The 22,504-nt window shown below is 48.6% G+C and carries 21 protein-coding genes; 2 read left to right on the forward strand and 19 right to left on the reverse strand.

What is annotated here, in order from left to right; all coding sequences use genetic code 11:
- Positions 1–323: 323 nt before the first annotated feature.
- The 18 genes from fabK to FYJ45_RS10140 form a co-directional block, all read right to left on the reverse strand.
- Positions 324–1,247, reverse strand: coding sequence for an enoyl-[acyl-carrier-protein] reductase FabK (gene fabK, locus FYJ45_RS10055; protein WP_154464491.1), 924 nt, complete (start codon positions 1,245–1,247; stop codon positions 324–326).
- The gene (gene acpP, locus FYJ45_RS10060) at positions 1,247–1,480 is read right to left on the reverse strand and encodes an acyl carrier protein (RefSeq protein ID WP_025487834.1); all 234 of its coding nucleotides are present in this window, start codon (positions 1,478–1,480) and stop codon (positions 1,247–1,249) included. The genes fabK and acpP overlap by 1 nt, the downstream gene beginning before the upstream one ends.
- Before the next feature lie 71 nt (positions 1,481–1,551).
- The gene (gene rsmI, locus FYJ45_RS10065) at positions 1,552–2,412 is read right to left on the reverse strand and encodes a 16S rRNA (cytidine(1402)-2'-O)-methyltransferase (protein ID WP_154464492.1); all 861 of its coding nucleotides are present in this window, start codon (positions 2,410–2,412) and stop codon (positions 1,552–1,554) included.
- Between the two features lie 82 nt (positions 2,413–2,494).
- Positions 2,495–4,099 (reverse strand): putative glycoside hydrolase, encoded by a 1,605-nt coding sequence (locus FYJ45_RS10070; RefSeq protein WP_154464493.1) that lies wholly within the window; start codon positions 4,097–4,099, stop codon positions 2,495–2,497.
- 321 nt (positions 4,100–4,420) lie between these two features.
- Positions 4,421–5,176 carry a tRNA1(Val) (adenine(37)-N6)-methyltransferase gene (locus FYJ45_RS10075; RefSeq protein WP_021637623.1) on the reverse strand — a complete coding sequence of 252 codons (756 nt, stop codon included), beginning with the start codon at positions 5,174–5,176 and terminating at the stop codon, positions 4,421–4,423.
- On the reverse strand, positions 5,154–6,059 hold the full coding sequence (locus FYJ45_RS10080; RefSeq protein WP_154464494.1) for a PSP1 domain-containing protein: 906 nt from the start codon (positions 6,057–6,059) through the stop codon (positions 5,154–5,156). Before FYJ45_RS10080 ends, FYJ45_RS10075 begins: the two co-directional genes overlap by 23 nt.
- A gap of 118 nt (positions 6,060–6,177) precedes the next feature.
- The gene (locus FYJ45_RS10085) at positions 6,178–7,167 is read right to left on the reverse strand and encodes a DNA polymerase III subunit (RefSeq protein ID WP_021637620.1); all 990 of its coding nucleotides are present in this window, start codon (positions 7,165–7,167) and stop codon (positions 6,178–6,180) included.
- A gap of 33 nt (positions 7,168–7,200) precedes the next feature.
- On the reverse strand, positions 7,201–7,815 hold the full coding sequence (locus FYJ45_RS10090) for a nucleoside/nucleotide kinase family protein (protein ID WP_154464495.1): 615 nt from the start codon (positions 7,813–7,815) through the stop codon (positions 7,201–7,203).
- Positions 7,816–7,838: 23 nt separating this feature from the next.
- Positions 7,839–9,338 (reverse strand): glycerol kinase GlpK, encoded by a 1,500-nt coding sequence (gene glpK / locus FYJ45_RS10095; protein WP_154464496.1) that lies wholly within the window; start codon positions 9,336–9,338, stop codon positions 7,839–7,841.
- Positions 9,339–9,510: 172 nt separating this feature from the next.
- Positions 9,511–10,923, reverse strand: coding sequence for a pyruvate kinase (pyk, locus tag FYJ45_RS10100; RefSeq protein ID WP_154464497.1), 1,413 nt, complete (start codon positions 10,921–10,923; stop codon positions 9,511–9,513).
- Between the two features lie 30 nt (positions 10,924–10,953).
- The gene (locus tag FYJ45_RS10105; protein WP_154464498.1) at positions 10,954–12,390 is read right to left on the reverse strand and encodes an aminotransferase class I/II-fold pyridoxal phosphate-dependent enzyme; all 1,437 of its coding nucleotides are present in this window, start codon (positions 12,388–12,390) and stop codon (positions 10,954–10,956) included.
- Positions 12,391–12,413: 23 nt separating this feature from the next.
- Complete coding sequence (locus tag FYJ45_RS10110; RefSeq protein WP_021637614.1) at positions 12,414–13,067, reverse strand: HD domain-containing protein; 654 nt, start codon at positions 13,065–13,067, stop codon at positions 12,414–12,416.
- A gap of 110 nt (positions 13,068–13,177) precedes the next feature.
- Positions 13,178–14,602 carry a L,D-transpeptidase family protein gene (locus FYJ45_RS10115; RefSeq protein ID WP_154464499.1) on the reverse strand — a complete coding sequence of 475 codons (1,425 nt, stop codon included), beginning with the start codon at positions 14,600–14,602 and terminating at the stop codon, positions 13,178–13,180.
- A 168-nt stretch (positions 14,603–14,770) separates the two neighbouring features.
- Positions 14,771–16,534, reverse strand: coding sequence for an ABC transporter ATP-binding protein (locus FYJ45_RS10120; protein ID WP_154464500.1), 1,764 nt, complete (start codon positions 16,532–16,534; stop codon positions 14,771–14,773).
- Positions 16,470–18,353, reverse strand: coding sequence for an ABC transporter ATP-binding protein (locus FYJ45_RS10125; protein ID WP_154464501.1), 1,884 nt, complete (start codon positions 18,351–18,353; stop codon positions 16,470–16,472). Before FYJ45_RS10125 ends, FYJ45_RS10120 begins: the two co-directional genes overlap by 65 nt.
- A complete protein-coding gene (locus FYJ45_RS10130; RefSeq protein WP_154464502.1) occupies positions 18,350–18,799 on the reverse strand; it encodes an NUDIX hydrolase in 450 nt (149 codons plus the stop codon). The genes FYJ45_RS10125 and FYJ45_RS10130 overlap by 4 nt, the downstream gene beginning before the upstream one ends.
- 67 nt (positions 18,800–18,866) lie before the next feature.
- Positions 18,867–19,355, reverse strand: a complete 489-nt coding sequence (locus FYJ45_RS10135; RefSeq protein WP_025487846.1) for a deoxycytidylate deaminase — start codon at positions 19,353–19,355, stop codon at positions 18,867–18,869.
- 295 nt (positions 19,356–19,650) lie between these two features.
- Positions 19,651–19,812: a hypothetical protein gene (locus FYJ45_RS10140; RefSeq protein ID WP_154464503.1), complete on the reverse strand. Its 162-nt coding sequence runs from the start codon at positions 19,810–19,812 to the stop codon at positions 19,651–19,653.
- 899 nt (positions 19,813–20,711) lie between these two features.
- Between FYJ45_RS10140 and FYJ45_RS10145 the strand changes: the two genes are divergently transcribed.
- On the forward strand, positions 20,712–20,903 hold the full coding sequence (locus FYJ45_RS10145; RefSeq protein WP_146045242.1) for a hypothetical protein: 192 nt from the start codon (positions 20,712–20,714) through the stop codon (positions 20,901–20,903).
- Positions 20,848–21,360 (forward strand): DUF2335 domain-containing protein, encoded by a 513-nt coding sequence (locus FYJ45_RS10150; RefSeq protein WP_154464504.1) that lies wholly within the window; start codon positions 20,848–20,850, stop codon positions 21,358–21,360. The genes FYJ45_RS10145 and FYJ45_RS10150 overlap by 56 nt, the downstream gene beginning before the upstream one ends.
- Before the next feature lie 59 nt (positions 21,361–21,419).
- Here FYJ45_RS10150 and FYJ45_RS10155 read toward each other — a convergent pair.
- Positions 21,420–22,504, reverse strand: a 1,085-nt coding sequence (locus FYJ45_RS10155) for a glucosaminidase domain-containing protein (RefSeq protein ID WP_195841765.1), incomplete at its 5' end; no start/stop codon positions are given.

The following is a 22,504-nucleotide window of genomic DNA, read 5'->3' on the forward strand; positions in this document are numbered from 1 at the left end:
AGATTCAGGCTGATATGTTATGTTTGTTGTCTATGTTTATGGCTAAAGTTATGGTAGTAAATTTAATATAATTAGAAGTTGGTGTTGTTGGAAAATATTTGCGGTATTATTTTGAAAGTCTTTTTATTTGATTTTCAAAATATTCAGTTGTAAAAAAAGACTGCCGGTGTCAGTTGTTTAAAAGCAGGGCTTTTGCGGTTATGTTTGCCGGGTAGCCTTTTTTGTATCTTTATTATTGCGGCTGTATGGCCGCTTTATTTTTAGGGTAGCTTTGTCGGAAAATCTCAAAATCATAAGTGGACTGTAATAAGTCTGTTTTTAACTTATTTATTCAGGAGGGCGCTGGCTTCCTGGATGATTTCCTGGATGATCTGGCGGCAGGTTTGTTCTTTGTTGACCATTCCTGCGCATTGGCCGGCCATGAGGGTTCCGTTTACTACGTCGCCTTCCATGACGGCTTTCCTGAGGGAACCAAGGGTCAGGTATTCCAATTCTTCAAAGGTAGCGCCTTCTTTTTCCAGCTTCAGGTATTCCCTTGTCATTTTGTTGCGGATCTGGCGGACCGGGTGTCCGGTGCTCATTCCGGTTACTTCTGAATCAATGTCCCTGGCTTTGATAACCTTCTGTTTATAGTTGTCGTGGACAATGGATTCTTTGGCCACCACGAAGCGGGTGCCCATCTGCACGCCCTGCGCCCCCAGCATAAATGCCGCTGCAAAGCCTCTGCCATCTGCGATGCCGCCGGCTGCTATTACCGGGATATTCACCGCATCCACGACCTGGGGAACCAGCGTCATGGTAGTGGCTGATCCGATATGTCCTCCGCTTTCCATGCCTTCGGCAACAACCGCGTCCGCTCCTGCGCGTTCCATCAGCTTCGCCATGGCAACACTGGCGACAACAGGGATTACCTTCACGCCTACGGCTTTCCACATTTCCATGAATTTGGCAGGGCTTCCGGCGCCGGTGGTAACCACCTCCACGCCTTCCTCCACGATCACCTTTGCCACTTCGTCTGCATTGGGATTGAGCAGCATGACATTGACCCCGATAGGCTTTGAGGTAAGCTCCCGCGCTTTGCGGATCTGCTCCCTCACAATGTCTGCCGGCGCGCTGGCGGCGCCGATGATGCCCAGTCCGCCTGCTTCAGAGACGGCGGCGGCCAAATGGTATTCTCCTACCCAGGCCATGCCGCCCTGAATGATCGGATACTCGATTCCGAGAAGTTCCGTGACTGCTGTCTTCATTAAGCTTCGATTCCCTGTGCTTTCAGATATTCTACAACTGAACCTACCGTTGTCAGTTTTTCCAGTTCCTCTGCAGGAATTTCAACACCATATTCTTCTTCTACTGCCATAACCAGTTCGAAAAGGTCCAGAGAATCAGCTCCCAGATCATCCTTGAAAGAGGAATCCTCTGTAATCGCAACGCCCTCCAGATTTAACTGCTCCTGAATAATCTCAATTACTTTTTCTAACATTTTGTTATCTCCTTTTTTTGTTTTTATAAAAAAGTTTGACATTCAAAGTATATTCTCTGTTCCTTTGTTTGTCAACTACTTCTTTCCTCATTTTTGATAAAATACTGATAAACATCCCTTTTGCTTATTCCTCTGTCCTTAGCTACCAGTTTCATGGCTTCTTTACGGTCCATTCCCTGGTCTTCATAGAACCTCATATGCTCTTCCATGGACATCTGCGCAAAGGAGGCTTCTTTTTCCCTGGCCTTTTCCTCTTGGCTCTTGCCCTCCAGTACCAGGACGTATTCTCCGCGGGGATCGTTGGTTTCGTAAAAATGCAGGGCGTCCTCCAGCGTGGTGGGCATTATTGTTTCAAATTTTTTAGTCAGCTCCCTGCACAGGGTAACTTTTCTGTTTCCCAGTTCTTCGTAGAGGCAGGACAGTGTGCGTACCAGGTGGTGGGGCGCTTCATAAAGGATTATGGTCCTGGATTCTTCTTTCAGTTCCTCCAGGATGGCTTTTTTCTCTTTTTTATCATCAAAGGGCAGGAAGCCTTCGAAACAGAATCTTCTCGTCGGAAGGCCCGAAAGCGTCAGAGCTGTTATACAGGCCGCCGGTCCGGGAAGTGAGGTCACAGTAATGCCCGCCTCCTGACACAGCTTCACCAAAACCTCACCCGGATCGGATATGGCCGGCGTCCCTGCATCGGTTATGAGCGCAATATCTTTTCCCGCATTCAGCTGGTTTATCAAATCATATGCTTTTTCAACTTTATTGTATTCGTGATAGCTGGTCATCGGCGTCCGGATATCAAAATGATTCAGCAGGCGGATACTGTTCCTTGTATCCTCCGCGGCTATCAAATCCACATCCCGCAGCGTTTCCAACACACGGGGCGTCATGTCCTTCAGATTTCCGATGGGTGTCGCACATAAATATAAAGTGCCTGCCATATCTTTCCTTTCCTGTGAGCTTTGCCTGGGCAAAACACATTCCCGTCCGGCTCTGCCAAACGCCGCTTATCTCCCGACGCCTTTAATCCGCCGGATTTTCCGCCGCCGGCCCTGCTGCCGTCTCCGCATTTCCCGGTGCCTGCGCAGTCTCTGCACTCTCCGCTTCCTCCGCGGGAAGCAGCCCTCCCTCTGTATACCGGTTGGAGGCATTCCAGAGTATCCATTCCTCATAGCCCGCGTCATACACAGCCTGAATCTGCGCCCGGATTTCCTCCGGGCCATATTTGATATGTCCGGGGACCCAGGATGCGGTAAAATCCTGCAGCCAGGGCCTGACATCCGCCCGGATCTCCTCCGCCGGCTCCATGTCCCGTGGGCTTAAAATCTCATTTCCGGAAATCTCATTCCCGGAAGTTCCACTACCAGGCATCTCATCTGCGGGTATCTCATTTGCAGAAACCGCATTCCCAGCATTACCGTTTGCAGGCGTCTCATTTCCGTCAATACCGTTTCCTGAGGCATCTCCCGCCTCGCCATCAGCAGATACTCCGCCTGCCGCTTCCCCGTCTGCAGAAGCATCATTGCCCGACACCTGCTGCCCGTTTGCATCCTTACGCATTCCCGCCAGGACCTCTCTGGAAGCGCCCATACTCCTGTATATCGTCTCATATGGCTGTGCATCCGGCACCGCCAGCCCCAGATTCCCCGGCCCGTAATGGGACGGATAGACCATCGGGCTGATATAATCCAGATACTTTGCCATCTCGTAATAATCCTGTCCTACAATGGACGCATCCAGCTCACTGTCAATGATGATGCCGTACACATCCGCCGATACCGGCACTCCCAGCTGATGCAGCGCCTGCGCCGCATACGCCGTAAATTCGGTAATCGTCCCTTCCTTGTCACGGCCTGCTGCCTCCGGGCCGAAATCCACCTTTGACATACCGCTGTCCGTAGAGAAGCGGATATAGTCAAACTGTATTTCATCAAATCCCACCGCCACCGCCTGTGCGGCAATTTCCATCAGGTATTCCCATACCTCACGGCTGTAGGGATTCACCCAGGCAAGTCCTGACTTATCGCGGAAAACACTGCCGTCCTGATTATGAAGCGCAAGCTCCGGGCAGTTCTCCGCCAGGAAGGGGTCTTTAAACGCCACAATCCGGCCAATCAGATAAATCCCGTGCTCTCTGCACTTCTTCACCAGGGCCGGCATATCCGCCACCAGCTTCTGTGCGGAGCCAAGCTCTGAAACCATAGGTGAATCCATCTGATAAACAACACGGCCTTCATCATTTTTAATATCTATCACCATGGTATTCAGCTCTGTCCTGTCCACCAGGGATATCAGGTTGTCCATATTGGAGGTTCCCGCCATATTTCCGGTGACATAGATCCCTTTGACCTTTACTCTGTCACCGATTGGCAGCTCTCCGCCGTATTCCTCTGTCTGCTCCGTTTCCGCAGCTTCCTGCGCCGATGTTTCAGGGACATCAATGTCGCCCTCCCCTTCGGTGCCGCCCTCAGTCTCCGCAAAGTCCTCAGAATTCCCGGAAACATCCGTTCCCTCCTGTATGGCCGCCACTTCCTGCGCATCCCGGCTTCTGCCTGCCAGATAAGCGCTCGTTGCCGCTATTACAAGAAGACAAAGCAATATGGCTGCGAATATTTTACTTATCTTCATTTTCCGTTCTTTCCGGATCTCCGGCGCAAAATGCTGCGTAAAACCCGGATATCACATATGTTTAAACCTAAAACCTCAGTTTTCCATCTATCTAAACTAAGATAATAACCGATACCGTAATAATTTTCAATAGCTTTTACGGCACATATCCCTTACAGCGTAACAATTCAGCCTTCGGCCGAACTGTTACTGCATCCGCCATTAAAAGTCGCCTGCGACGAGGGGGGGAGGATGCCTGCTGCCACTACGTTTTCTCACGGTCTGCGCAGTAAATGCGCAGACCTGCCTGAACTGTTGCCTTACAGCTGCCATTCTCCTGCATCAATACCCGTAAATATCATAAATTTCATCCGTATATACCCCCGGCTCCCGGTATACAATCAGAGGCTTCTCCACCTTCAGCCGGCTTCTGCCGCCCCGGTTTGCCTCAAGCAAAACCATATTCGGCTCCTTATCCGCAAACGGATATACCAGCTGCATACGTTTTGGCTCCAGTCTGTACCTTGCCAGGGTCACGATGATTTCCGCCAGCCGGAAGGGCCTGTGCACCAGGAAAAAATTGCCGCCCGGCTTCAGCAGCTTCGCGGCCTGCGCGGCCACATCCTCAAAGGTGCATTTCACCTCATGCCTGGCAATGGCCTTTGGCGCCTCCGGATTGGTCAGCCCATGCCCTCCCACCATATAAGGCGGATTGCAGGTAACAACGTCAAAAGAAGCAGCCGGAAACAAACCCGCTGCCTCTTTAATATCCCCTTCCACAATGGAGATTTTCTCCTCCAGGCCGTTCAGCGCCACACTGCGCCTGGCCATGTCCGCACTGTCCGGCTGAATTTCCAGCCCGGTCAGATGGGAGGCATTCGTCTTGGCCTCAAGAAGAATCGGGATAATTCCTGTCCCTGTACCCATATCCAGAACGCTTCCCCCGTCCTTTACGCGGGCAAAGCCGGAAAGAAGCACCGCATCCATACCAAAACAGAACCGTTCCTGGTCCTGGATAATCACATAGCCGTTCCTCTGCAGCTCATCCAGCCTTTCCCCTGGCTTTAATGAGATGCTATTCCAGTTTGGATTTTTCATCCTGCTTCTCCAGTTTTTCCAATTCCTTCAGCTCTTTTTCGCTGACCTCGTTTTTCTTATTCCGTCCGTGCCTTCTCTTGAAGCGGAGCTGATCCAGACGGTATTCCCTGATTTCCTTCTCATCCTCCACATTGACGATAACCTTTACCAGCTGGCGAAGCACATTGACGCTGGACACCTCGCCCTTCAGTCCGTCATCCGTGGTCACATAATCGCCCAGGTTGGGAAGCCTTCGGTTCAGATCCTCATAGGTTTCCTCCTCATGCTTCAGACAGCACATCAGCCTGCCGCAAACCCCGGAGATTTTCGTGGGATTTAAAGAAAGATTCTGTTCCTTCGCCATTTTAATGGAGACCGGCACGAATTCCGACAGATGGGCATGACAGCACAGCTGCCTTCCGCAGATACCGATGCCGCCGAGAATCTTGGTTTCATCCCTTACACCAATCTGACGCAGTTCAATCCTGGTCTTGAAAACACTGGCAAGATCCTTCACCAGCTCCCTGAAATCTATTCTTCCGTCCGCCGTAAAATAAAACAGCACCTTATTGTTGTCAAACGTATACTCCGCATCAATCAGCTTCATGTCCAGGCCATGCTTGGCAATCTTCTCCTGGCAGATACGGAAGGCATCCTTTTCCTTCACCTTATTCGCCGCTTCCTGCTCATCGTCCCTCTCGTTGGCAATACGCAGCACCGGCTTGAGCGGCTGAACCACCTTGCTGTCCTCCACCTCGCGGATACCGCCCACTACGGTTCCGTACTCTACGCCGCGTGCCGTTTCCACAATCACATGGTCACCCTTTTTTATTTCAAACCTGGACGGGTCAAAATAATATATCTTGCCCGCCGTACGGAATCTTACGCCTATCACTCTAGTCATCTATCAACCTCCTGCCATATTTCATGGCCCGGCAGATCACCTTCCCGATCCGCCCGCCGGCCCGTGCCGGCCATTTCGTATCCGAACCAATGCATCCTGAAACATGATTTCCTCTGCATTAATTCTCTTTCATCGTCAGAAACAGAAGCTCCATGGTCAGATCAAAATTTACATTGGCTGAAAGCCTGGACTTCGCTTTTTCCAGCGCATCCAGGATTATTTCAATCCCTTCGTAGCTTCTCTGATCCGCTTCCTTTCTAATATACTTTATTTCTTCCTTAAAGATCAAGTTATTTGCGTCATTGGTTGCCTTAAAAAGCAATACATCCCTGTACCAGATGGACAAAATATCCAGATAATCGGTCACATCCAGCTTATATTCGGAAATTTTCTTAATAGCGGCCACAATTTCCGAAATCTCCATATCACGAATATATTTTAAAAGCGTTACCGCCTCTTCCTTCACATTATCAAAATCCTCGCTGGAAGCCAGCATTTTAGCACGTCCGATATTTCCCCTGGCAAAAGCCACACATACATTTGCCTTATAATCCGGAATCTGCAGATCCTCCATCAGAAACTTTCGCACAATATCGTCACGCACCGGCTTCATATTCAGCACAACGCACCGGCTCACAATCGTGGGAAGCAGCGCCTCCACATTCGTTGTCAGAATCAGGATTACACCATATGCCGGAGGCTCCTCCAGCGTCTTTAAAAGCGCGTTCTGCGCCTGTACCGTCATCTTCTCCCCTTCATTGATAATATATATCTTATAGGGGCTGGAATAGGGCTTGATGACAATATCATTATTTACCTGGCTTCGGATATCCTCCACGCCGATGCTGTTCGGCTTTTCGTGGGTCACACGGATGATATCCGGCTGGTTGCCGCTCTCCGCCTGTTTGCAGGAATGGCATTCCCCGCACGGCTCAATCCCGCCCCTTTCACACTGAAGAGTCCTGGCAAAAATCCTGGCGATGAACTCCTTGCCGGAGTTCCTTTCTCCATTAATAATATATGCATGGGATACCTTGCCCAGCCTGATTGCGTTCTGCAGGTGCTCCTTCATAGCCTCCTGCCCGTAAATATCCTGAAAACCTGCCATAACTCCCTCGCTTTCCCACGGGTACGCCGTGCCTTACCGCACTCCGTCTCCCGACTGTACCCTGCGCGCCTGCCTGATATAATCCATAACCTCCTTCAGGCACGTCTCCATCTCACCATTATAGAATCTTCTGTCAATCCCCGCTTCAGCTATTCGTTCTTCACTGAAATCCTCAGAATCCGCAAGAAAACGCCTGCACATTTCCTCATACCTGGGATTTTCCTGCTTTTTTTCCCGGTCCAGCGCCCTCTGCAGGCGTTCCCCGTCTTCCACCTCAATATAGATGGGCACGATTTTTTCCTTCCCCACAAACCGTTTCACCGCCCTATAGGACTCCAGCGTCCCAATCAGCAAATAATCTTGTTTTTCCAAATCCAGCTGCCCATCATCCACCGTAAAATAATACCACGGCCCATAAAAGGTGCTGTACATTCTTTCCTCAATTATCTTTCCTTCTGCGCGCAGCCTTTCAAGCTCCGCCTCACCCGTAAAAAAATATTCCCTTCCGTTCTCCTCACCGTCCCGTATGGGCCGCGTCGTATAGGGAACCAGCGTTTCCAGCCGCAAATCCGTACAGTCCAGAAGCCTCCGGTAAATGGTGTCTTTACCGGAAGAGCTCTTTCCTGCAATATAAAATATTTTTCCCATCTGTTTCTGACTGCAAACGTTTGTCAGTCTTCCTCCTTAGCATAGGCAATCGCACACCGGACGGCGCGTTTCCAGCCTTTCAGCTTCTCCTGCCGCATTTCCTGCGTCATGAACGGAAGGAAGGTTTTTTCCAGGAACCAGTTTTTCCTGATATCCTCCTTATCCTTCCAGAAACCAGTGGCGATTCCCGCCAGATAAGCCGCTCCCAGCGCTGTGGTTTCAATGCACTCAGGCCTGAGCACCTCTTTATTCATAATATCCGCCTGGAACTGCATCAGGAAATCATTGGCGCTTGCGCCGCCGTCCACACGCAGGTTCTTAAGCGTGATGCCCGAATCCTTTTCCATGGCTTCCAGCACATCCTGCGTCTGGTAGGCAAGGGATTCCAGCGTGGCACGGATAAAATGCTCCTTCCTCGCCCCGCGGGTGAGCCCCACAATGGTTCCCCTGGCGTAAGGATTCCAATAAGGCGCGCCCAGCCCGGTAAAGGCCGGCACCACATATACCCCGTTGGTATCCTCCACATCCTGCGCATACTCCTGGGACTGCGGCGCATTTTTGATCATACGCAGTTCATCGCGCAGCCACTGTATGGCCGCTCCCGCCACGAACACGCTTCCTTCCAGCGCATAGCGGATTTCCCCCTCTGTGCTGGCCGCAATCGTGGTCAGCAGCCCATTTTGGGAGGCCACTGCCTTATCCCCCGTATTCATCAGGAGGAAACAGCCCGTACCATATGTATTCTTCGCTTCCCCGGCCTCAAAGCAGCACTGTCCGAACAGCGCCGCCTGCTGATCTCCCGCCGCGCCCGCAATGGGAATCACTCCGCCGATGACCGATTCATCCGTATAGCCGTAAATACAGCTGGACGGCTTCACCTGGGGCAGCATGGATCTGGGGATTCCCAGACGGTTCAGAATATCCTCATCCCATTCTCTCTTATGAATGTCAAAAAGCATGGTACGGGAAGCATTGGTGTAATCCGTTACAAAAACCTTTCCCTTGGTCAGGTTCCAGATAAGCCAGGTGTCCACCGTGCCGAACAGCAGCTCGCCCGACTCCGCCATTTCCCTGGCGCCCTCCACATTATCCAGGATCCACTTGATCTTGGTACCGGAAAAATAGGCATCCGGCACCAGCCCGGTCCGCTCCCTGATGATGCTGTCAAAGCCATCCTCCTTCAGCTGTTTGATAATATCCGCCGTCCTGCGGCACTGCCAGCAGATGGCATTGTACACCGGTTTTCCCGTTTTTTTACTGAAGCAGACGGTAGTCTCCCTCTGGTTGGTAATACCTATCGCCGCGATATCCTCAATCGCCGCGCCGATTTTTCCCATGGCCTCCACAGCCACACTCAGCTGGGAGGACCAGATTTCCAGAGGGTCATGCTCCACCCAGCCCGGTTTCGGATATATCTGGGTGAACTCCCTCTGCACTACAGAGCGCATATGCCCTGATTTGTCAAACAGAATACAGCGGGAACTGGTCGTTCCCTGATCAAGCGCCATCACATATTTTTTCATTCGTAATACCCCCGTTCTGACCCCAATTTAAAAATACTGAAATTTAAATTATTACTGCCGCTTACCCCTAAGCGCCGCTCTTCCCAGGCGGCCGTTTCCTTCTCTCCTGCCGTCTGTTTCCAGGCGGCTGTCTCCTACTGTGCGGCTCTTTACATGATACCGCAGCCGCCTGTTATACCTCAACTACCCGCAACTGATTGGTCTTTCCGGAAATTCCCAGAGGCATTCCCGCCGTAATGATAACCTTATCCCCTTTTTGAATATAACCAGCCTCCACAGCAGCGTCAATAGCCGCATGGAACAGATCCTCCGCCGTATTCTCCTCCTGGATCAGCAGCGGCATTACACCCCACTGCAGGTTCAGCTGACGCCATACCAGCCTCTTCACCGTGCAGCCGAAAATCGGGCAGCTGGGCTTAAACCGTGAAATCATGCTGGCAGTAAAGCCTGACATGGTTACGCAGATAATTCCCTTAACATCCAAATCCGCCGCCATCGTGCAGGTTGCATGGGAAATCGCCGTAGTAATATTGCCGTCGCCGGGCAGTTCGCGTTTTTTCAGACGGCCGGCGAAGTCGATATCCTCCTCGGTCCTCTCCGCAATGCGCGCCATGGTCTGTACGGCCTCCACAGGATACTGCCCCTGTGCGCTTTTCCCGGAAAGCATGATAGCTGTGGTCCCGTCATAAATAGCATTGGCAATATCCGTGGTCTCCGCTCTGGTGGGACGGGGATTGTGAATCATGGACTCCAGCATCTGTGTTGCCGTTATTACCTGTTTTCCTTTGGCAACCGCCTTTTTAATGATCTGCTTCTGAAGCACGGGAACCTCTTCCAGCGGAACTTCAACACCCATATCTCCTCTGGCAACCATAATACCATCGGATACATCAATAATTTCATCCAGATTCTTGATACCTTGCATATTCTCAATTTTAGCAACGATCATCATCTTGGAATTGTGCTCATCCAGAATCCGGCGTACCTCCAGCACGTCATCTTTATTACGCACAAAAGATGCCGCAATAATATCGAATCCCAGTTCAATACCGAACAAGATATCATTCCTGTCACTTTCGCTGATATAAGGCATGGAAAGCTCCGCGCCCGGCACATTCACGCCCTTGTGATTGGAAACAGGTCCGCCGTTTACAACATGACAGATAATATCGGTATCCGTAATTTCTTCCACCGTCATCTCAATCAGGCCGTCGTCGATGAGAATCGTGGTTCCCACACCGATATCATTAATCAGCTCCTTATAGGTAATGGAAGCCATTTTTTCCGTTCCCATCACTTCCCTGGTGGTCAGGGTGAATTTCTGTCCGGCCTCCAGATAAACCTTGCCGCCTTCAAAATCCCTCAGACGGATTTCCGGTCCCTTGGTATCCAGCAGCGCCGCAATAGGAAGATTCAGTTCCTTGCTCACCTTGCGCATTCTGTCATATTTTCCGTGCTGTTCTTCATGATCTCCATGCGAAAAATTAAAACGGGCCACATTCATGCCTGCCAGCATAAGCTCTCTCAGTTTTTCCTCACTTTGGGAAGCCGGTCCGATGGTGCAGATAATTTTGGTTTTTCTCATATTAACTCCTTCCGGTGCTTCAGACACCTGTCAATTAAGTATTGTTATTGTACAGTCTCCGGTCAACCCCACTCCTGTTTCCGCGGTCTCCACCCCCTGTACGTTCAGCCTCTGCCTCACGTACGTCTCTATTAACTTAATGACCTCCTCCGTTATTACCTCTCCCGGAACTACCAGAGGAATTCCCGGCGGATAAAGGTTCACATAAGTTCCTGCTGTCTTTCCCGCCGCCATACCAAGCGGACAGGAGTGCTTCTCTGCCGTCAGCGCCCGGTAAAGCGGCACCGACATCTCAAGCACCGGATACGGCTTCGGCTGCTGCGGGCAGTCCTGCGTCTCCAGGCCTTTATCAATTTCCAGCAGAGCATCCGCAAGCCGCCTTAAGCCCTCCTCCCTGTCCCAGGGAGTCACTATGGCGGTCACATAAGTATCGCAAGCCATCTCCATTTGAAGATAATAACGGTTCAGAAGCTCTTTGTAAAGCGTATTTCCCGTAATTTTTGTATTCTTTACAGATATCAGCAGTTTTCCCGCATCAAAAGCTTTCATACAGCCTTTTGCCAGAATATCCCTGTTCATCAGCCTGAGATGCTTTAATTCTTCCGTTTTCCCGTAAAAACGCGCCATCCGCTGTGAAAAACCGTCCCAGCACGCTCCCTCCTCCAGGAGCCTCACACAGGCATCCATACTGCCCATCAGCAGATAGGACGGACTGCTGGTCTGATAAATCCGTTCATACTCCCGCACAACGCTTCTGTCCACACGTGTCCCGTTAACATGCAGAAGCGCTGTCTGGGTCAGAGCAGGAAGCGTCTTATGAAGACTCTGAATAACCAGATCCGCTCCCTGACGCACCGGACTCTCCGGAAAAAACAGATCAAATCCAAAATGCGCCCCATGCGCTCCATCCACAATCAAAATGCCCCCCGCCCGGTGGACAATTTCCGCAATTTTTTCAATATCTGAAACTACCCCGTCATAGGTAGGGGAGGTGAGCACCACCGCCTTTGCCTCCGGATACTCCCTCAGGGCCGCTTCCACCTGCTCCGGCAGGATACAGTCCGCTATCCCGTAATCCGGCACCGTCCCCGGATAAAGAAAAACAGGCTCCAGCTCCCGCAGGAAGCAGGCATGATACACGGATTTATGGCAGTTCCGCGCCATGATAATCCTGCTGCCTCTTGGCGCCGCCGCCGAAACCGCGGTAAGGATCCCCGCCGTAGAACCATTTACCAGAAAAAAAGTTTCCTCCGCGCCGAAGACAACCGCCGCCTTTTCCTGCGCCTCCTTCAGAATCCCGTCCGGCGCATGCAGATCATCAAAACCCTCTATTTCCGTAATATCCAGCCCCGCAATTCCTTGCAGCGCCCCAATCTCCTCCGGCATGTTCCTTTTATGCCCGGGCATATGAAAGGGATAATACTGAGAAGCCCCGTATTCAGTTAATCTTGCAAGTAATCCTTCCATTTGCCTCCTGCATGCCATCGGTTTTATTTTTCTGCCGCCTTTATTTCTTCCGCTGCCAGCTCCCCGTTTTCCTGCGTCTTTGGCTCCTTTTCTTCGCCACCGCTTCTGCGGGGGAGTGTCGTCCAATGCCTGCCCAAATGCTTCACAGCCTTCAGCCGTGGCTCCACCGTTTCCAGAAATGAACAGTACTTATCCGCCGCCGTCACGATCCATGCCTCTCTGCATAAAGGCGGAACAATGGTAAGCGGCCACATATGCTTCTTGATAATATCCTGCTCCCTGGGAGATAGCCGGTACTCCCTTCCGGCATTTTTCAGCGCCGTCCTGGGATGGCTGAAGCCATGCATATTCCACAGTCCCCTGTCATGCTTATGATGATGCCAGTCATAAAGGAAATAATCGTGAAGCAGCGCTCCTCTGATAATATCCTTTTCCTCGCTCTTTATCCCCATTTTCTCCAGTTTTTCGTGAATTGCCAGGCTGCAGCCCGCCACGCTGATGCAATGGCTGTGCACGGAAATAGTCCCGTGCTGGATACTTCTGCGCGTACTCTTAAAATTATCGGACCGCAAAATATCCCCTCCATTTTCAGCAATTCTCTCCATAAATTTCCTGCGCCTTGCGATCCGGCGCTCCTGTTTTTCCCGCTGCCTGGGCGTCAATTCCTTATTTCTCATGATTTGTCCCCCAAACCAATTTCCTGTAATAGTTCAGACAACTGAACCGCTGTGATTCCATCTGACATTTTGCAGTTAATAATCTAACTGTCCAACACTTTCAAAGTTACTTAATAATAACAGATTACCGGAAAATTCCGTTCCATATATCCGTAAATTTCCTCCGCCTTATCACGCGGCAGATTGATACACCCATGAGAACCGTTCCTCATATAAATATCTCCGCCGAAGCTTCCTCTCCAGGATGCATCGTGCATACCGATATTCCCGTTAAAAGGCATCCAGTAATCCACATGCGACGCATAATTCTCACCGGTCAGCGTGGCATTCCTCTCCTTGTAGGTCAACCCGAAAACACCGGCCGGCGTGCCGTATCCCCTGGAAATATTCCCGGACACGAAATCACTTTCCAGAATCAGCTCCCCGTTCATATAAAGATATAAATGCTGGTTTCCCATATCAATTTCCACATAGGAAGCCCCAATATCTTCTCCCGGCGCCCCGGTGGCATAACCTCTGGCAAAATAAAGAGGCTCCTTCTCCACCTGCTCGCCTTTCCTGACAGACTCAAGAAGCGCGGCCGTCTCTCCCGCCCGGTCCGTCCACCAGCCGTAAGAACCGCTCTTCAGCAGAATAGTATTCCCCATTGTCGTGGTAAAATTACGATCCCTGCCATAAGTATCATGTTTTCTGGCCAGACCGTTCACATACTCCCGGGCCGCTTCTTCATCCAGCATCACATCGTCATCCGTAATCGTAATCCACTGGCTGATCACACTCCCATCAACCACTTCCCTTTCGCCGTTCCAATCATAAGTTATGACAGCGCCCACATACCGGTTTGCCTTCTCAAGCGCTTTCCTCAAAGCCTTATCATCCGACTTCACTGCCGCATTCTGGTAAAAACCGCCCGCATCCAGATCCAATGTTTCCTGAAGCCTTTCAAGCGCCTCTGCCACCGCATCCTTCACCCGGTCAAAATCCGCCACGGTACCCGGATACTCAGGAACAATTTCATATCCCCTGCCCTCAATATAACCGCTTATGTACGCATCCTCCGGAGGGTGGATATTGGCCTTCTTAAAAAACACCGTCTCACTCAGCCGCTCCGCCAATGCATCGTCACTGTACGTCACCGCCTTGGGAAGCTCAAAATCTCTCCCTCCAAAAAACATCATCGGCCACTTCAGCCCTGTAAGCTGTGCATTGATCCGATCCAGCGTATTATCATAAACATAGGTCATCCCCACCTGATCCGGCTTTACAATATCCTGCATATCCTCACGGCCATAAATCTGCAGCTCATAAGCAACGGAAGGATTCAGAATCTCCTCCCGCACCTGCTCTTTGGAACGAAAGCTGTAATCCGTCCCATCTATCTGTGTCCTCCAGTAATAATGCCCAGCAAAAAAGAAGGCGCCTGCAAGATAAGCAAGAGCAAGCACCGCCGCAGTTATTCCCACGGCAATCATTGCCCTTCCGTATGCAGTCCCCCCTCTTTCAACCTGCGTGTCATTCATTTTTCTTTTATTCATCCGACAAATTCCTTCGTATAATCTCTCTCCCCTATTGTATCACTTATCCGTCAAAAGAAAAATAGATAAATAATGTATCGGTTGAGAAATACAGGTAAAATCGCAACAGCCCGGATAGCCAGACTTCTGCCTGCAACCCGGTTACCATCCGAAGCCAACACAGGTCCCTTACTCAAACTGTGCCAGGTACATCTGTCTGTACAGGCCCTCCTGACATATCAGCTCATCATGAGTCCCCTGCTGAACCACGTCTCCGTCATTCACCACAAGAATTATGTCGGCATTCCGTATCGTAGATAATCTGTGGGCGATAATAAAACAGGTTTTCCCCTCCATCAGCCTGCGCATCGCCTCCTGGATTTTCATTTCGGTACGGGTATCCACGTTGGAAGTCGCCTCATCCAATATAAGCATCCTGGCCGGAAGAAGCATCGCCCGCGCAATCGTCAGCAGCTGCTTCTGCCCTTTGGAAATATTCGTCCCTTCATCGGTCAGTATCGTATCATAGCCCTGAGGAAGCCTGCGTATAAAACCATCAATTCCCGCAGCAGCAGCCGCTTCCCTGACCTTTTCCTCTATGGCTCCCTGCTCCATGCCGCTAAGGCTCCCATAAGCCAGATTTTCATAAATGCTTCCCTGGAACAGCCAGGTATCCTGCAGAACCATAGCATAAGACTGCCTCAGGCTCGCTCTCGTTATTCCTGAAATATCCGTCCCATCCACACTGATATTCCCACTCTGAATATCATAAAACCGCATCAGCAAATTGATTAACGTTGTCTTTCCTGCGCCCGTCGGCCCCACAACCGCTACCATTTTACCGGGTTTTACATGAAAACTCAAGTCATGGATAATAGTTTTAACACAATTGTAACCAAATTTTACATGGGACAGCTCCACATCCCCTTGTGCATCCTTCAGATCCACACAGCCCGGACTGTCCGCCGGCTCCTCCTCTTCATCCAGCAGCCGGAAAATCCGCTCCGCAGCAGCAATGGAGGACTGCAAATCACTGATGATATTCGCCGCCTCATTGATTGGCCCTGAAAACTTCCTAGAATACAGCACAAAGGAGGAAATATTGCCAATACTCATCTGCCCGAACAGATAAAGCACCGCACCAAACACGCTAATCAGAGAAAGCGAAAGATTATTCACAAAATTCACCATCGGCCCTACAATACTACCGTAATATTCCGCCCTGTAATATGCCTTCATGGCATTTTCATTTCTTTCCTCAAACCGATCAATCGTATTTTCCTCCTGACAGTACGCCTTCAGCGTCTTCTGCCCGGATACCATTTCCTCTACAAAACCGTTCAACGCTCCCAGCTTTGCGGATCTCTCCCGGAAAAGAGGCCTGGTTTTCCCCGTCAGATACCTGGTAATACAAACCGACAGCGGCAGCGTAAACGCAAATACCAGCACCAGCCTTGGTGAAATCAAAACCATCATAACAAAAGCGCCGCTCACCGTTATCACCGTCGTCAGCAGCTGTACCACATCATCTGAAAGCGATACATTTACCGTATCTATATCATAGGAAATCCGGCTGATGATATCCCCGCTCTGATGCACATCAAAATACCCCACCGGGAGTGAAAGCAGCTTCTCAAACACATCCTTCCTCATCCGATAAACCACCTTCCGGCTTATGGCAATCATCAGCACCTGCAGCATATAGGAAAAAATTGAAGAAACCACATAAAATCCCGCCATCCAGGCCGCAAAATAAAAAACCCTTCCAAAATTTACCTTTCCCGGCCCCGGTTCAATCGCATCTACTGCATACCCGGAAAGCATCGGCCCAATCAAGGCAAAAAGATTGCTTCCCACCGTAAGCACCAATGCCGCAGCCAGATACCATTTATAGTGAAGCAGATAACCCCCCAGACGGATCAGCGTACCTGCCTTCCCCTTTTCTTTTTTCATAACCTCCTCTTTCCCCCTCCTCTCCATGTCCGTATTCCACTCCAAGTCTGTGATCCGCTCCGGCTCCGTATTCCGTTCCAGATTTGTAATCTGCTCCGGTCTGTGAACGAATTATCTCCTGATAGATTTCACAGCTTTCCATCAGTTCCTCATGCGTTCCATATCCTATCATTTCCCCGTCCTCCAGCACCAGAATATGATCTGCATGCATCACCGAACTGATTCTCTGAGCTATCATAATAGTCGTAGTATCCCTGAAATGCTCCTTCAGCTGCCTGCGCAGTCTGCTGTCTGTCCTGTAGTCCAACGCACTGGAGGAATCATCCAATACCAGAAAATCCGGATGTGCCGCCAGTGCCCTGGCAATCAGAATACGCTGCTTCTGTCCGCCGCTCAGATTAGCCCCCTTAATGTCAAGCATAGCGCCCTCACTCTGCTCCTTCTCCCTGGTAAACTCATCTGCCTGCGCATATACAAGTGCCTTCTCAATATCCTCCTCATTCAGCTTCCGCCCCATCCTAACATTTTCAAAAATGGAGTCCTCAAAAATAGTATCATTCTGGAACACTACCCCGAACTTCTCTCTCAGCTCCTTTTTTTCAAAACTTCGCACATCCCGCCCATCAATCAGGATTCTTCCCTCATCCACATCAACCAGCCGCATCAGAAGTGCCGCCAACGTAGTTTTTCCCGAGCCCGTTGCCCCAATAACCCCAAGCATTTCCCCTTTTTTCACCGAAAAGGAGAGGTTCTTCAGGTTTGCTTCCGTTTTATTATAGGAAAAGGTAACCCTGTCAAATACAATTCCTTTATTCCCGGCCTCCGTTTCATTAACAGAAGCTGCCTTCATACCTTCCGTCACAGTAACCATATCATCTTCGCAGTCTAATACTTGCTGTATTCTGGCTCCGGATGCCACCGCCTTATTTATAATGACAAACATTCTGGAGATCGACATCATCGCATTCAAAATAATGGTGAAATAGGTCATAAACGCCAATATTTTTCCAACCTCAGACGTTCCCGCATTTACTCTGTAAGCCCCTGCCAAAATCACTCCGACAAGACCCAGATTCAGAAGCATGTTCATTGCGGGGTTCAGCACTGCCATTGTCTGCTCAGCGTTCCGTTCGCAGGTAATAACCATCTGATTGACGCCATCAAACTTATTTTTCTCATAATCCATCTTTGAAAGTGCCTTAATTACACGGATTCCCGCAATATCCTCCCTCACCAGACACACAAACTTATCCGCCGCTTCCTGCAGCTTCCGATATAAAGGCATTCCCTTCCTGGAAACCGCCGTCATAACAAAAGCCAATATCGGTATTACCAGTAAAAGCACCGAAGCCAGCACCGGATCCAACGCCATAGTAAAAATAATACCCCCCACAAGCAGAATCGGCGCCCTTACACCCAGTCTCTGGATTCTGCCTATCATCTGATTCACATTATAGGTATCTGTCGTCAGCCTGGATATCAATGACGGCTTTGTAAAAGAATCTGTCTGCCTGTCAGAAAGGTACATTGTTCTGGCAAATAAATCATGCCTTATAATCTGAGTCGCCTCACTGGCCACCCTGGATGCCATCCTGTTCGCAATAATATTAAAAGCCACCGCCAGCAAGGAACAGAAAACCATAACCCCGCCCCATAAATAAATCTGCTTCAGGCTCCCCGCCGGAATTACATTGTCAATTACATATGCCAGTACCCAAGGGATGCACAAGTCCATAACTGATCCAATAAACTTAATCGCAAACCCAATTCCCATTCGACCATAATAAGGCTTCAAATATATAGATATAATCTTTTTCATTTTTGTTCTTTTGCAAGCCCTTCCTCAATAAAGCTGTCCAATTTTTCAATTAAATACGGCTGAATATCAGGATACGTCCAAAACTCCCTCTCTTTCGGAAGCTCATCAAAGCACTTCACCTCTGCAATCTCATAATCCGGCAGAATGCCCAGACTCTCGATCTGCGCAAAATACAACATACCGAAGCTCGCTTCTCCTCCATTTCTCATACATGAGTAAGCACACACCGGATGCAGCACATACGTCTCCGCTCCTGTCTCTTCAAACAATTCTCTTTTTGCCGTATCTTCAATCCTTTCCCCAGCTTCTCTATGGCCGCCGGGACATTCCCATGTATTCCGTTTTCCGTGTCTGCATAAAACCCATTTGCCGTCCTTTTTCGCCCCTATTACTGCAAATTTATATACCGAATCCTCTGCCCGATCATAAAATGCTACCTGTACCATTTTGCTCCCCCCCTGGATTACACCAAATATTGCACCACTATTTCTCACATCGTTAATAAACTCAAAATCAGTACCCAAAAGCTCCTGTTAAAGACTCATCATTCTCTATCCATTCGCTCACCATAACCTCTCGAAATTCGTCCTTTGTATCCCTTAAATATACCTTTTCAATACCTGCATTAATCACCAAACGCTTACACATAGAACAACAGCACGAATTTTCAATATAAGAACCGCTGTCCACTTCAATTCCCACCAGATATAAACTACTTCCGATCATTTCATCCCTCGAGGCGCTGATTATGGCATTGGCCTCAGCATGAACACTCCTGCACAGCTCATACCTCTCGCCTCTCGGTATCTTCATCTTAGTCCGTATACATTCTCCTATATCGGAGCAATTCTTCCTTCCTCTGGGTGCCCCCACATACCCGGTTGATATCACCTCATCATTTTTTACGATAACCGCCCCATAATGTCTTCTGATACAGGTACACCTCTGTGATACAACCTCCGCCAAATCCAGATAATAGTTTACCTTATCCCGTCTTCCCATAAATGAATTCCCCCTTTTCTTCGCAATTACTTTAAATTATATAACACTTTTCTGCACTTGCAAAGTTCCATCAAAAGTTTCACATATAAAAAAAGACCTCAGTAATCATAACTGAGATCAAAAAATGAAGCACGGGGGATTCGAACCCATTATAATAGGTAGAAACACATCCCGTATTTACGGGGAATGGCGTAAATACGGGATGTAACGTTGCAATCGTTTGCATTAAACCGCATTGTAACGCACTGTTTTGTAGTGAATTACAATGTCATACAACACGAAATGCAACACGATATTATGATGTATGCATTCGTTCTTTCTCTCTTAAAAATATATACCAATACTTTAATAAATAATTGTCATTTACCTGCTTAAGTAATACATCGATGATAGATTTTATTTCAGTTTTATATTCTTCGTTTGACATCTCTTCTGTAGTATCATAGTTTGCACCCATAATATGTACCTCCTATATATATCGAACGTATGTTTGCTTTTATTTTACTTCATTTACCTATTTAGTACAATACTAAACTTCTAAACTTTAAATCTTAATTACTTGCAAGTATCTGTATAAAAGCACAATATCACATTAAATTAACCAGCACAACCCCCTATAATTCGGCACTTATCGACAATTTACTCGTTAAATTTTGCTTTATTTCACCAGCAATTTTAAGGGAAAATTGTCCTAGGAAGTCTTAGCGCATCCTAGCACATATCACAGCTAAAATGACAAGACTAAATAAATTGCAGTTTATCAGTGGGAATTTATAAATGTTAACATTTTATGAACACGTATAAATATACTATATTACACTTTTTTAAACAAATACTACATATATGTTATATTTATAAACAGATTATAATGAAATATTTACAATAAGTCATTGGTAAAATATGGTTATATTACTAATCAAACATCAATTTTGTTTAATTTGTATAACGTTTTGTCGATATGACCTCCAACTGCACACTTATGACCTTAAAATGTTATCTGATTACAAAAGAAGTGGTAATAAAATTGGCCTGCAGGTATCCCTCCCGCAGGCCGTACACATAAAGAAAAGCTTTTAAATAAACAACCGCCCCAGGTATTGGGGGACACCCAGAGTGGCTACGCCCTGTCTGGTTACTTATACAACACCAAACTACTTTTTTGCAAAAATCAGCATATATCGCCATATGCAGACAAAAACATATAAATTGTTAAAAATTTTAATAAATAGAAAAAAAAATTAATACACTATTCATTGATTTTTACATATGATGGGTTATAATAAGAATACAAAATAATATGCATTTTAGTAACATGTGTATTATTTATGGAAACGATGCTTGTAAAGGAGTGATTATATGAAAATCAAAATAAGCAAAAATTTCCTTGATGGGTATGTCAAAGTTCTAGATTTAGGTGGTGTTGGAAAAACATGGCCGGATCTTTCTGGTAATAAGCAAAAAGACTATGATGCACTAAGGAGTGATTGGGAAAATGTCGGAAACGCAATCCGAAAAGGCACAGGAAGTTTTAAGCAAGCCCGCAGCTGATATTAAACCGGAAGCCAGCCTTCAAGTAGATGCTGAAATGGAGGAGGAACAAAGAGAGCAGGTTCGCCAAGTTGTAACCAGTGTAATGAGTGAATTTAGTGGACCGCTGCCTCCTCCCAGTATCATGAAGGGATATGAGGATATTGTTCCTGGTTCAGCAGACAGAATATTATCAATGGCTGAAAATCAGGCAAAACATCGTCAGAGTATGGAAAAGAAAATAATAGATATAGAATCAAGAGATAGTCTATTAGGCATTTTATTCGCTTTTTTTCTAGGTGCAAGTTGTATAATTGCGGCTATAATTATTGTTATTCTTGTCCCTGAAAATAGTGGTGCAATATCTGGTTCAATACTTGGAATGGCTGGAATAAGTTCGGTTATTGCTACTTTTATTAAAGGTACACGTAGTGCACATACCAAAACATCTAAATCAATTTCTGAAAAGGATGATTAATCTACATAAAAAAGAGGGGAAACATCCCCTCTTTTATTTTAATTGTGTAGCATCGCACGTCATTCCAATATGTTTACTCGCCGGAGCTCCGTCCGTATCCCGCTCTGAGCCAGCATCTGTCCAAAATTAGATGCTTCCGTCCAGGTATAAGACAGTCCTGCGATATTGGCCCACAGGCTGCCATCCGGTTCCTGAGATGCAGCGCCGTCAAACCGGGTAAGGTTCCAGCGCTCTACCACTGCGCAGAGCTTGTTTACATAATCCAAGGATGATGCATATCCGCCATCTTTCAGAATCTGGAATGCTTGTCGGTAATCTCTGCAACCAACTACACCAGCATACCGCAGGTCACTTCCCGCCCTTGCCCCGGCCAGATAAGCGGAATGGTCAGCTAAGTATGCCGCCACCGATGGATAAGCCCGGAAGGCCGCCGTAACAGTGTAATAGCTGCCGTCCTCCCGCTGCTCCGCCGTATCCTTGATATAGGTACGGCCGTCCCAGGCAGAGGACCATGTATTGCCGGATAATTCCGCTTTCATGCCGCCCAGGTTCAGGGCATTCAAGGCCAATTCTGATTTCCCGTAGCCTGACTCCAGAATGGACTGTGCCGCCGTGACGCTTGCCAGAATACCGGATGTCTGCATATCCACGGCCGCCAGTTGGCCGATGTACTCCACAAACTCTTCACGGCTCATTGCCGCCAGCCTCGCCGCATCTGCCGTGGTCTCCGTAGCTTGTCCGGTTATCCCAGCTACAATAGCCGCAGCCATACGGTCAGCATTGTATATCGCCACATCGTCCGGATCATCCACAAAACAGCACTCAATCAGCAGTGCCGGCGCTTTGGTATGCTTGAGCACGTATAGTCCCGGCCGCTCCTTAATGCCGCGATTGCGATACCCCAGCGCCGCTATGTTATCCGCAATCTGCTGCGCCCAGGGGACCGCCGGTGAAGCATTGTCATACACCAATACTTCCGTTCCCGTTGTTTTCCCATCTGGCTGGCCTTGTGCGCCAGCATTGAAATGGATAGATACATCCAGATCCACCTCATGGGCATTACAGGCCGCCACTATCCGCTTGAGCACGTCCTGCTGGCTGGCGCCGTTATTACAGGTGCAGTCATGCACTGTATGTCCCATAG

The organism is Eisenbergiella porci (assembly GCF_009696275.1).
Classification (GTDB): Bacteria; Bacillota; Clostridia; order Lachnospirales; family Lachnospiraceae; genus Eisenbergiella; species Eisenbergiella porci.